Origin of the sequence: Flavobacterium jumunjinense (assembly GCF_021650975.2) — a bacterium.
Classification (GTDB): domain Bacteria; phylum Bacteroidota; class Bacteroidia; order Flavobacteriales; family Flavobacteriaceae; genus Flavobacterium; species Flavobacterium jumunjinense.
In genome coordinates this window covers 2,656,598-2,668,901 of the sequence record NZ_CP091285.1, presented here as the reverse complement: position 1 = coordinate 2,668,901, position 12,304 = coordinate 2,656,598, and the positions used below count along the sequence as shown (strand labels likewise).

General features: G+C 31.8%; 12 protein-coding genes. 9 read left to right on the top strand and 3 right to left on the bottom strand.

Annotation, left to right across the window (positions count from 1 at the left end):
* The first annotated feature begins 702 nt into the window (after nucleotides 1-702).
* Nucleotides 703-1,830, top strand: a complete 1,128-nt coding sequence (locus L2Z92_RS11855) for a methionine aminotransferase (protein WP_236453376.1) — start codon at nucleotides 703-705, stop codon at nucleotides 1,828-1,830.
* Nucleotides 1,831-1,976: 146 nt separating this feature from the next.
* Here L2Z92_RS11855 and L2Z92_RS11850 read toward each other — a convergent pair whose 3' ends face one another.
* Nucleotides 1,977-3,605 carry an amidohydrolase gene (locus L2Z92_RS11850; protein WP_236453374.1) on the bottom strand — a complete coding sequence of 543 codons (1,629 nt, stop codon included), beginning with the start codon at nucleotides 3,603-3,605 and terminating at the stop codon, nucleotides 1,977-1,979.
* A 489-nt stretch (nucleotides 3,606-4,094) separates the two neighbouring features.
* Here L2Z92_RS11850 and L2Z92_RS11845 point away from each other — a divergent pair, with 489 nt between their 5' ends.
* The 8 genes from L2Z92_RS11845 (at nucleotide 4,095) to L2Z92_RS11810 (ending at nucleotide 10,297) form a co-directional block, all read left to right on the top strand.
* The gene (locus L2Z92_RS11845; protein WP_236453371.1) at nucleotides 4,095-4,859 is read left to right on the top strand and encodes a ParA family protein; all 765 of its coding nucleotides are present in this window, start codon (nucleotides 4,095-4,097) and stop codon (nucleotides 4,857-4,859) included.
* A 3-nt stretch (nucleotides 4,860-4,862) separates the two neighbouring features.
* Nucleotides 4,863-5,759, top strand: coding sequence for a ParB/RepB/Spo0J family partition protein (locus L2Z92_RS11840; protein ID WP_236453368.1), 897 nt, complete (start codon nucleotides 4,863-4,865; stop codon nucleotides 5,757-5,759).
* Nucleotides 5,759-6,319, top strand: coding sequence for a DUF5683 domain-containing protein (locus L2Z92_RS11835; RefSeq protein ID WP_236453365.1), 561 nt, complete (start codon nucleotides 5,759-5,761; stop codon nucleotides 6,317-6,319). Before L2Z92_RS11840 ends, L2Z92_RS11835 begins: the two co-directional genes overlap by 1 nt.
* A 44-nt stretch (nucleotides 6,320-6,363) precedes the next feature.
* Entirely contained in the window at nucleotides 6,364-7,062 is a 699-nt protein-coding gene (dapB, locus tag L2Z92_RS11830; RefSeq protein ID WP_236453363.1) for a 4-hydroxy-tetrahydrodipicolinate reductase, read from the top strand.
* 63 nt (nucleotides 7,063-7,125) lie between these two features.
* Nucleotides 7,126-7,488 (top strand): four helix bundle protein, encoded by a 363-nt coding sequence (locus tag L2Z92_RS11825; RefSeq protein ID WP_236453361.1) that lies wholly within the window; start codon nucleotides 7,126-7,128, stop codon nucleotides 7,486-7,488.
* A gap of 45 nt (nucleotides 7,489-7,533) precedes the next feature.
* Nucleotides 7,534-9,252, top strand: a complete 1,719-nt coding sequence (lepB, locus tag L2Z92_RS11820; protein WP_236453349.1) for a signal peptidase I — start codon at nucleotides 7,534-7,536, stop codon at nucleotides 9,250-9,252.
* Between the two features lie 38 nt (nucleotides 9,253-9,290).
* Nucleotides 9,291-9,659: a four helix bundle protein gene (locus L2Z92_RS11815; protein WP_236458852.1), complete on the top strand. Its 369-nt coding sequence runs from the start codon at nucleotides 9,291-9,293 to the stop codon at nucleotides 9,657-9,659.
* A gap of 26 nt (nucleotides 9,660-9,685) precedes the next feature.
* Nucleotides 9,686-10,297 (top strand): WbqC family protein, encoded by a 612-nt coding sequence (locus tag L2Z92_RS11810; protein ID WP_236453334.1) that lies wholly within the window; start codon nucleotides 9,686-9,688, stop codon nucleotides 10,295-10,297.
* A gap of 6 nt (nucleotides 10,298-10,303) precedes the next feature.
* Here the strand turns inward: L2Z92_RS11810 and L2Z92_RS11805 are convergent, their stop codons facing one another.
* Both L2Z92_RS11805 and L2Z92_RS11800 read right to left on the bottom strand, forming a co-directional pair.
* Nucleotides 10,304-11,353 carry an endonuclease/exonuclease/phosphatase family protein gene (locus tag L2Z92_RS11805; RefSeq protein ID WP_236453331.1) on the bottom strand — a complete coding sequence of 350 codons (1,050 nt, stop codon included), beginning with the start codon at nucleotides 11,351-11,353 and terminating at the stop codon, nucleotides 10,304-10,306.
* Nucleotides 11,350-12,216, bottom strand: coding sequence for a rhomboid family intramembrane serine protease (locus tag L2Z92_RS11800; protein ID WP_236453328.1), 867 nt, complete (start codon nucleotides 12,214-12,216; stop codon nucleotides 11,350-11,352). Before L2Z92_RS11800 ends, L2Z92_RS11805 begins: the two co-directional genes overlap by 4 nt.
* Between the last annotated feature and the right edge of the window lie 88 nt (nucleotides 12,217-12,304).

Below are 12,304 nucleotides of genomic sequence, written 5' to 3'. Positions count from 1 at the left end.
GTGAAAAAACAAATATTACAAAAAGACATATCCATTTAAAGCATTATTCTTTTCTATCTTTTTTCATAATTTTAGTGCTATGTAAAAACTACGCATATCACCCACAAGCATTTTCTCTGTGATGACGCAATTATAGAATGCATGTACAGCTATTAATTCCCCTATCTTTTCTTGTCTGTTTTGAATGGTAAAGCATCGTTAAAACCTTGTGACAATTTTATCGCTCAAAAAAAGATGTCACAAAAAGTGTGACATTTTTAATTCTAAATGAGAAATGTCACACTTTTTGTGACAAATTAAAAAATAAAATGCGTTTTGTCACAGGAGTATAAAATGGAAGGTTACTGTATCACTACAAAAAAAATGCCACAATTATACCATTTGTGATTTGAATTTACTGTAAAAGAAAATGATGATTTTTTTTCTTGATATGAAATCGCCATTAGCAAAGCGTTTACTTGCAAACACCAATGAAGATATGCGATTCCATATGACCAATTAAAAACAAATAATTATCTACATATAAAATAGAAAATCAAAGCATAGCATCGCTACGTTTTTATTTTATATTGAAATAGCGAGGAAAAAAGGGCGTTTTATTCCAGTAAATTCAAGTGATAAATGGTATTATACTATTTAAAAGAATAGCAAAACATTTAAAAGCATTACTTCTTTTTACTCTTTTTTTATTATTTTCGTGCTATGTCAAAACTACCTAACATACCCACAAGTATATTCTCTGTAATGTCGCAATTAGCGAATGCACATGGAGCGATTAATTTATCGCAAGGATTTCCTAATTTTCCTGTAGACGAACGTTTATTACAAATTTCGGAACGTTTGCTTCGTGAAAATGTACACCAATATACACCTATGGCTGGTTTGCCTTCGTTGTTGGAGAAAATTGCGGCTCTGACTGCGAAAAACTACCAACGAAAAGTGAATACGGCTAGCGAACTTTTAATTACTGCTGGTGCCACACAAGGTATCTATACGGTGATTAACACTTTGGTGAATCAGGGTGATGAAGTGATTATTTTAGACCCTAGTTATGATAGTTATGAACCTTCGGTTTTAGTAGCGGGTGGAAAACCCGTTCGCATTTCTTTAAATGATGATTATTCTCCTAATTTTAATAGGATTGAAGCTGGAATTACAGCCAAAACAAAACTAATCATACTAAACAATCCGCACAATCCAACAGGTAGAATTTGGACGGAAAGCGAATTTGATGCTTTGGAAAGTTTGCTAGACAAACATCCTCAGGTTGTATTGTTGAGTGATGAAGTATATGAATACATTTCGTTTGCACATGCTCATATTTCGGCTAATTCACGTCCGAAATTGATAGACAAGACGATTATTGCCTCTTCTTTTGGAAAGTCGCTACATGTTACGGGTTGGAAAGTTGGCTATTTAATTGCTCCAGAAAAAATCATGAACGAGATTAAAAAAGTGCATCAATTTTTAGTCTTTAGTGTGAATAGTTTTTCGCAACACGTCATTTCGGAATACTTAGATGTAGTTGATTTTGCAGCAGTTGCCAACATGTATGTACGCAAACGTGATTTGTTTCAAAACCTACTAAAAGACAGTCGTTTTGAATTATTACCTTGTGAGGGAACATATTTTCAAGTAGTAAATTACAAACAAATTAGTACGAAAAACGATATGGATTTTGCGAAAGAATTAATCACAACGCATGGTGTAGCTTCCATTCCTATTTCGGTGTTTTACAAAGATGCAATCGACAAACAAATGCTTCGTTTTTGTTTTGCTAAAACTGATGAAACGTTGATAGCCGCAGCGGAAAAGTTAAGAAAGATTTAGTTCTAGGTTACGTCTGTTCGAATGTTTTTTAACGTAGCGTAACGGAGTTAAAAATGTATCGAGAACTCGTGTACTGAAAAGAAATACTTCTCGAAAATTACTCAGACTAACAAAAAACGCATTAAAAACTAATTACACCCAACAGGTTATTTTACTTTCTTTCCTTTTATATAAACTTCTGTTGGCAAAACATAAGGTACTTTCTCAATATCTATTGTCATTAGGTCTTCTGAGAAAATGGTAAAATCGGCCCATTTTCCTACTTCAAGGCTTCCTTTTTCATTTTCTTCAAAGTCGGAATAGGCTGCCCAAATAGTCATTCCCTTTAGGGTTTCTTCTCTTGTTAAAGCATTCTCCATTTGGAATCCGTTTTCTGGATAATTGTGTAAGTCTTTTCGAGCTACCGCTGCATAGAACGTATACATTGGATTTACTTCTTCTATAGGAAAATCGGTTCCTAAGGCTATCAAACCTGCTTTGTCTAACATTTTTTTGTAGGCATAGGCATTTTTAATACGTTCTTCTCCTACTCTATCTGTTGCCCAATACATATCGGAAGTAGCGTGTGTTGGCTGAATGGAAGGTATAATTCCTAAAGTAAAATAATCGAAGTCTTGCTCGCGCATAATTTGTGCGTGTTCAATTTTCCATCTTCTATTCGGCTTGCCCTCTAAAACGTCTTTGTATATTTTCAACAAAACAGTATTGGTAGAATCGCCAATAGCATGGGTATTCATTTGATATTCTGAAGCGGCAATTTGTTCTGCCATGCGTGTTATTTCTCTAATGGGTGAAAGTAGCGCTCCAAATTGTTTTGGTTTATCGGAATAGGGTTGGTGCAAACATCCGCCACGAGAACCTAAGGCTCCATCGCCCATAAATTTAAAAGAACGAACATTTAGTTTATCGGTTTTATAGATGCCTAATTGCGTGTAATAATCTATATTTACTTTGGAAGCCATAACCATGGCATAAATATTAATGTCGAGTTCTCCTTTTTGTTGCAGATTGTCTATTAGCTCGATCGTTTCGCGTTCTAAACCAGCTTCATTAATTGTAGTGATGCCATGTTTGAACATTTCTGCTTGTGCCTCTTTTAGTGCTTGTATTTTTATGGACTGACTTGGATTGGGTATGGTTGCTTTTACCAATTCCATTGCATTATCGACCAAAATCCCTGTCACTTTTCCGTTTTTAACTTCTATTTGTCCTCCTTCAATGGTACTTATTGTTGTTATGCCCGCTAACTCGAGTGCTTTTCCATTCACTAACATAGCATGACCATCGATTCTGGTTAATACTACGGGTATATCAGGAAACAGTTCGTCTAGTTTTTCTCTTGAAGGGAAGTCTGTGTTTTCCCAATCGTTTTGATCCCAACCTCTTCCTTCTATAAAATTTAATTGTTTTTGTTCTTGAAAAGCAACTACTTTTTCTAGCACTTCGTCGAAACTTTTTGTTGCTTTTAGATTTACTTTTTGAAGCATCATTCCGTAACCGTAGAAATGTGCGTGAGCATCATAAAACCCAGGGTAAACAAATTGGTTTTCTGCACTAATTTTAGTGTTGGAATAGAATTGTTGCTCTATTTCTTTTGTAGTACCAACAGCTACAATTTTACCTTCATCTACAACAAGAGCTTCTGCAATTTCGAATGTATTGTTTACGGTGTAAACTTTAGCATTGGTTACTATTAAATCTGCCTTTTTTTTCTTTTGAGCAAATGCAAACAGTGAGCTTAATAGAAAAAAAAATGCAAGTCTTGAAGTATTCATATATAAAGATTTAAGATACAAATGTAGAAGAATATCTTAGTTTTTACTAAATTCTGAATTATTTTAAATTACCTTTACTTAAAACTTAGAAATTATGGCAAAAAGTCAAGACGCAAAAAAGACAGAGAAGAAAGAACCTTTAAAGACAGCTAAAGAGAAAAAAGCTGAAAAAAGAGATAAAAAGAATTCTCCTAAAAGAGATTAGTTCTACAAAAAAGAATAACATAGTATTTCTTCCTAAAGAATTATTTTCAATGAATAGCCCTGATAGAGCCGATATCCTTTTCTCCTTTTTTTAGAGAAAAGATAAAGGCGAAAGCAGGACTTTTTTTGTTTTTAGCAGATTTTTCTTGCTTCTAAAAAAAGAAAAAGGTATAGCTCGTTGTGTAAAATAAGGGAATGGAAGACTTTAATGTATTGTTAACAAAATAGAGTTGAAAAAACGATAAATAATTGTATTTTTACCACTCAAAAATTTTTTATAGTCAAATGGGTAAAATCATAGCAATTGCCAACCAAAAAGGTGGTGTAGGAAAAACAACGACTTCAGTTAATCTTGCAGCTGCGTTAGGTGTTTTAGAAAAAAAGGTACTTTTAATAGATGCCGATCCGCAAGCGAATGCTAGTTCGGGCTTAGGTATCGACATTGAAACTGTGGAAATAGGTACGTATCAAATTCTAGAACATAGTAACACTCCAGAAGAGGCTACCATGACATGTACTGCTCCAAATGTATGGGTTATTCCTGCACATATTGACTTAGTTGCAATTGAAATTGAACTAGTTGATAAGGAAAATCGCGAATACATGCTGAAGCAAGCATTAGAATCTGTTAAAGACAAATATGATTATATCCTTATAGACTGTGCTCCTTCTTTAGGTTTACTAACGTTAAACGCTTTAACGGCTGCTGACAGTGTGGTAATTCCTATTCAATGTGAGTATTTTGCGCTAGAGGGACTTGGAAAACTATTGAATACTATTAAAAGTGTTCAGAAAATTCATAATTCAGAATTAGATATTGAAGGTTTACTATTAACTATGTATGATTCTCGTTTACGTTTATCGAACCAAGTGGTGGAAGAAGTGCAAAAACACTTTAACGACATGGTTTTTGAAACTGTGATTCAGAGAAATATTAAGTTGAGTGAAGCTCCTAGTTTTGGTGAAAGTATTATTAATTATGACGCTACTAGTAAGGGAGCAATGAACTATATTAACTTAGCGGAAGAAATTATAAAGAAAAATAAGTAGAAAATGGCGAAAGCAGTGAAAAAACAAGCATTAGGAAGAGGATTATCCGCTTTATTAAAAGACCCGACGAACGATATCAAATCGGTTGAAGACAAAGGGGCTGAAAAAGTTGTTGGTAGTATTATTGAGCTTGAATTAGATGCAATTGATATAAACCCGTTTCAACCGAGAAGTAATTTCAATGAGGAAACGTTACGAGAATTAGCCACTTCTATTAAAGAATTAGGTGTAATTCAACCTATTACAGTTAGAAAGTTAGAGTTTAATAAGTTCCAATTAATTTCTGGAGAACGTAGACTTCGTGCTTCTAAGTTGGCTGGTTTAGAAACTATCCCTGCTTATATTAGAATTGCAAACGACAACGAATCTTTAGTGATGGCTTTGGTTGAAAATATTCAACGTCATGATTTAGATCCAATTGAGGTTGCAATGTCTTACCAAAGGTTAATTGACGAAATTAGCCTAACACAAGAGGAATTGAGTGATCGTGTTGGTAAAAAACGTTCTACGATTACGAATTACTTACGTCTTTTAAAACTAGATCCGATTATCCAAACAGGTATGCGTGATGGTTTTATATCTATGGGACATGGTAGGGCTTTAATTTCTATTGAAGATCAAGATGTTCAGTCAGACATTTACCATAAAGTGGTAACGCTTAGCCTTTCTGTTAGAGAAACAGAAGCTTTGGTTAAGAAGTATCAAGATAGCTTGAAACCATCAACTGTGAAAACGAAAGATAGTAATTTCGATATTGATGAAGTTGAGAAAAAGGTATTCACTAATTTCTTTGGTACTAAAGTAGATGTAAAAGTAGCAACAAATGGTAAAGGGAAAATTACTATTCCTTTTCATTCTGAAGAAGACTTTAATCGTATTTTGAAATTGATTAATAACTAGTGAAAAAGTTTGTAACACTATTCTTTTTTAGCTTATTTATAAGTTATAATGCTACTGCTCAGGAAGAAATTTCTATAGTTGTAAAAGACACTGTGAAAAATACTATAAACCCTTTGGCTCCTGCTAAAGCGGCTTTTTATTCTGCAATTCTACCTGGTTTAGGTCAGGCCTACAACAAAAAGTATTGGAAAATACCTGTTGTATATGCTGGTTTAGGAGCTGGTTTGTATTACTACTCATGGAATAATAAAAAATATCACGCCTTTAGAGACGAATATAAAAAGAGATTGGATGGTACTTCTAAAATGGGAGACCATCCAATTTATGGTAATCTAACTAATGACGGTTTAATTCGTGGACAAAAGTTTCACCAACGTAACCGTGATTTGTCTGCGTTAATTACTGGAGCAATTTATATTTTAAATATTATCGATGCTAATGTTGATGCCCATTTAATGCAGTTTAATGTGAACGAAAACTTATCTATTCGCCCAGAACTGTATCAAAATGAAACGGATTTTAAATTCAAAACTGGAATTAGACTTACCTATATTTTTTAACATATTTTTAGCTAACATAATTATATAATTCATACTAATACTAAATGAAAATCGCACTCTTAGGATACGGAAAAATGGGTAAAGTTATTGAAAGAATAGCTTTAGAAAGAGGTCATGAAATCGTATTAAAAAAAGGAAGTAACGATAGTTTTGAAGGATTGGAACACGCAGACGTAGCTATAGATTTTAGCGTTCCGTCTAGTGCTGTTTTAAATATTTCTACATGTTTTGAAAAAGGGGTTCCTGTTATTTCTGGAACTACTGGCTGGCTAGAAGACTACGATACTATTATAGCGCTGTGTAATGAAAAAAATGGAAGTTTTATTTATGGTTCTAATTTTAGTTTAGGGGTAAATGTGTTTTTTGAACTGAATGAATATTTAGCCAAAATGATGCATAACTTGAAACAGTATAACGTTTCTATGGAAGAAATTCATCACACTCAAAAGCTTGATGCTCCAAGTGGAACTGCCATTTCTTTAGCAAACGGAATTATTAAACATACGGATTACAAAAATTGGTCATTAGAAAAAAAGGACTCCGACAATATACTCATTGATGCAAAGCGTATTGAAAATATACCCGGAACTCATAGTGTTTTCTATGATAGCGAAGTAGATCAAATTGAAATTAAACACACTGCGCATACTAGAGAAGGTTTTGCATTAGGTGCTGTTGTGGCTACCGAATGGTTGCATGGAAAAAAAGGGGTTTACACAATGAAAGATGTTTTAGGGATTTAGAATACAAAGAACAAAGAATAGAGAACAAAGAATAGAGAGAAGAGGATATAGATGTAGTTAATAATGAGTGCTAATAAAAGACATAATTACAAGAATCTTAAAATTTGGCAGTTAGGAATTGAGATAGCTAATGACATTTCTGATATCTTATCTGATTTTCCAAAACACGAAAGATATGATTTAAGTTCTCAAATTAGTCGTTGCTCTGTATCTATTCCTAGCAATATTGCAGAAGGGTCTGCTAGAACTAATAAATCTTTTAGTAATTTTATAGATTATTCTTTAGGATCTTCATTTGAATTAACAACACAATTGCTTGTCGCAAAGCACAGAAAACATATAACAGAAGAAACATTTAATAAAATAGACAACAAAATTGAAGAATTTCAGAGAATGACGATGTCATTTCAAAATGGACTAAATTGAGTCTATTTTCTTTACTCTATTTTCTTTATTCTAAAAAAAACAAATATGTCAGTAACAGGTTGGTTATTATTTATCTTATTAGTACAAGTTATTCATGGTTTGGGAACTTGGAAATTATACGTTAAAGCTGGAAGAAAAGCACATGAAGCATTTATACCTATATATAATGCAATTGTTTTAATGAAAATCATTAACCGTCCGACCTGGTGGACGCTATTGCTTTTTATTCCGATTATCAATTTATTTCTATTTCCAATTATTTGGATTGAAACATTACGAACTTTTGGAAAAAAGTCTACTTCTGATATGTTTTTAGGTGTTTTTACCTTAGGGTTTTATATCCTATATGTAAACTATACTCAAGATGTTACTTATTTTGAAAAGCGTGACCTTAAGGCTCCAACCAAAGCAATGGATACTGTTGGTTCGTTAGCGTTTGCAATTGTGGTTGCAACGTTTGTTCACACTTATTTCATTCAACCTTACACCATTCCTACTTCATCATTAGAAAAGTCACTTTTAATTGGTGATTTCCTTTTTGTGAGTAAGTTTCATTATGGTGCAAGAACTCCAATGACAACGGTTGCTGCTCCAATGGTTCATGATACAATTCCTATTGCTCATGTAAAATCGTATACTACTTTTCCACAATTACCTTATTTCAGACTTCCTGCAATTCAAGATATTGAAAGAAATGATATTGTCGTTTTTAACTGGCCAGCAGATACACTATATCACATGTATAAAGCAGCAGACAAACGTTATGACAAACCTATTGACAAGAAAACAAACTATGTAAAAAGGTGTACTGCTATTGCTGGAGATACTTTACAAATTATTGATGGAATAGTGCATATTAATGGTAAAGAATCAATTTTACCAGAAAGAGCAAAGCCACAGTATTTTTATATTATTAAAACCAAAGAAGAAGTTTCTGATAGTTTTATTAAAGACTATCAAATTACAGAAAGCACTAATTTGTTTGAAATAGAAAACAAAGTGTGGGACAGACCAGAAGTGAAAGAACTTCTAATAAAAAGTGCTGGTATAGAAGAATTTGAAAGAGATTCTATCGTATCTGTTATTACTGGAAGTATAACACAGGACATGTATAATCAGTTAAATTTAAAAATAACTAAAAATCACTTTTTCGGAAATTTAACTTTCGATAAAGCAGCGAAAATGAAATCGGATTCAAGAGTTCAATCGATTGAACGTTATGTAAAACATACAAACGAAGACGGAATTTTCCCAGATTTTAAAGACGGTACTCCTTCTCCAAATCGCAATTGGAATAGTGACAACATGGGGCCAATTTATATTCCTGAAGCTGGAAAAACAGTAAAATTAGATCGTACTAATTTACCATTCTACAAAAAAATTATTGGTGAATATGAAGGTAACGAATTGATGGTTACTGGAGACGAAATAAGAATTAACGGTCAAGTAGCTACTTCTTATACTTTTAAACAAAACTACTATTGGATGATGGGAGACAATCGTCATAATTCATTAGATGCGCGTTATTTTGGATTTACACCAGAAGACCATATTGTAGGTAAGCCTATTTTCATTTGGATGAGTATTGACGGAATTAATGATGGTATTAAAAACTGGAGAATTCGTTGGGATAGACTATTTACAACTGTAAGCGGAACAGGTCAGCCACAATCCTTTTTTAAATATTTCTTAGTCCTTTTGGCATTATATTTTGTAGGAGAACACTTTTGGAAGAAAAAGAAAAAAGCAAAAGAAAATGTTTAATTGTTGATTTGTTTATATTCTTAAATTAACAGCTTCATATATATATATTTTCATTTGAAAAACTAGATATTTGGATTGAATCTAAAAGTTTAACTGTTTTAATTTATACTTTAACTCAAAAATTTCCTGAAGAAGAAAAGTTTGGATTAATAAGTCAATTAAGAAGAGCAACGGTTTCTATTTGTTCAAATATTGCAGAAGGCACTTCAAGGATATCTGATAAAGACAAAGCGCACTTTATTTCTATATCATTTAGTTCAACAATGGAAGTGTTAAATCAGCTCATTTTATCTTTTGAATTAAATTATCTTTCAGAAGAAGATTATATAATATGCAGAAAGAAAATTGAAAGTATATCTAACAAATTAAATGCTTTAAGAAAATACATTCTTACAAAAAACAACTAAACAATTTTACAGTTTAACACTATAAGATGAATATCATATTACACCCTACCTATTTTCCTTCAATAAGTCAATATGCTGCTATGCTTCAAGCAGAAACAATAACTTTTGAAGTGGAAGATAATTTTCAGAAGCAAACAAATCGTAATCGAATGTATATTTACGGGCCAAATGGTGCGCAGTTATTAAACATTCCTGTAAACAGAAGCAATGCAAAACATCAAAAATATAAAGACGTTAAACTAGACACAACTTTTGATTGGCAAAAAAATCACTTTAAGTCTCTTGAAACAGCATACAGAACATCTCCTTTTTTTGAATTCTTTGAACATGACCTTCAACCTGTTTTCGAAAAGAAACATACTTATATGATGGATTTGAATTTTGAGATATTTGAAATTATCAATGAATGTTTAGGGATTGAATTGCCTTTTTCTAAGACCGAAGAATACTTTCAGGAATCTAACGACTATGCTGACTTTAGACCTTTAGTAAATGGTAAAAAGGACACTTTTATAAATGAAAGTTATACTCAGGTTTTTGATGACAAATTTGGTTTTATTCCAAATTTGAGCATTTTAGATTTACTTTTTAACGAAGGTAGATATGCAAAAGATTATCTATTGAAGCAAAAATTATAAATATATTTATTTTTTGTCTTCTTTCTTTTCTTTAATCTTTAGCCTGGTTATTACTGGAAAATGATCGCTTAATTTCACCTGATTATTTGTAATAAACTCTTTTATTTCAAAAGTTTTTTCAGCAAAAACATAATCAATTCGTGCAGGGTAATATTTAAAATTATAAGACTTTCCAAAGCCTAATCCAGATTCTTCAAAAGCATCACTCATTTCTCCTTTTATATTTCTATACACATAGGAAAAAGCACTATTATTCATGTCTCCACAAATAATTTTAGGATAAGCACATCCCAAATAATGCTCTTTGATTAATTCCGATTGCATTTGTTGTTGTTTGAATGCTTCGCTTATTCTTTTAAAGATAAATTTTGATTTGCTTTCATTTAGCTTCTCATGAATATCTGTACTAATCTTAACCGATTGTAAATGCATACTATACACTCTAATGGTATCTTTAAACTTTACGATATCTGCAAAAATTACATTATTATTAGAATCTGGAAAATCTATTTTTCCTCTATTAATGATTTCATATTTAGAAAAAATAGCTTGCCCGTATTTATTTTTATCGCCTTCAACTTCAACATTTTTAAATCTAAAATTCCTTAACCGAACCTCTTCATTTGGAGTATACTCTTGAAGGCATAATATATCGGGATTATAGTTTTGAATTACATCAGATATATCACTAGGCACTTTCTTATTTGGCAACCATTCGTATTTATTAAACAAACGCACATTATAACTCATCAAGGTAAAGTCTTCCGATTCTACTTCCAAATTAGTATCTGAAAAGCGATATAATTTACTAATAAAGGTTATACCTATTAACAATACAAATCCAGATAATAATGCTTTTCGTTTTAATTGTAATAACCAAATGATAAAAAATATAAAATTAAATATCAGAAACATTGGCAACAATAAAGTCAAGACACTTAAAAAAGGAAAAAGTTTAGGAGCAAGAAATGGCAGTATATAAGCAAGGAAAGTTAACAAGGCCAAAACCTTATTAACAAAAAACAATAACCTACTAAATAATGATTCTTCTCTCAACTGTTTCCTACTTTAAATAAAAATTCTTTCTCTTCTTTAGACAAACTATCGTAGCCTGTTTTGCTAATCTTATCTAGAATATCGTCTATTCTTTTCTGATTAATCTCACTTGTTTGGCTTGTAAAAGTAGTTGTTGTATTTGAATTTGTAGTGTTTTTATGCACTTTTTTAAATGGTGTCTTCACTTTAGGTTTTAATAAACCTTCAAAAAAATCTTGAATTTTAGAAATTCCTTTCGATAAATCAATTCCTCTTTGCAATGATTTTACAAATATGAAACCAAACAAAGCGCCACTTAAATGCGATATATGTCCTCCAGTATTATTCAAAGGAACTTGAATTAAATCTAATAGAACAATTACTCCAGCTACTTGCCATAACTTCACCGTTCCAATTAACGGCATACGAAGCAACATATAAGGTGCATAAACAGACACTGCAATAAGAATTGACATAATGGCTGCACTTGCCCCAACTAGTACTGAATAATCTCCTAACAAATAAAAAGCAAACAAATAAATCAACCCAGAGAAAACACCACCTAAAAGATATACTCCTAAAAATTGTTTTCCTGTAAAATAACTTAAGAATAGCTTTCCTGAGAAATGAAGTACCATCAAATTAAAAAGCAAATGAAAAAAACCACCATGAAGAAACATATAGGAAACTAATGTCCAAGGCCTGAAAATTAACTGTTTTGTATCTGAAAATAAGCCTAACCATAAAGGATACTCAAAAGATTTTCCTTGAAAAGAATAGAAAAAAATAATTGAAAGCAAGAACACAGCTATGTTCAAAAAAATTATTTTTTGAACAATACCTCCAGTTTTATATTGCTGTTTTATGTCTTCAATAATATTCATAATATTTTTTTTTAGTATCAATGTGGCATTTCTATCCTTCTATTGGTCTACATTATCGAAACTTGTTACAAATTACAGCGTTAATAAT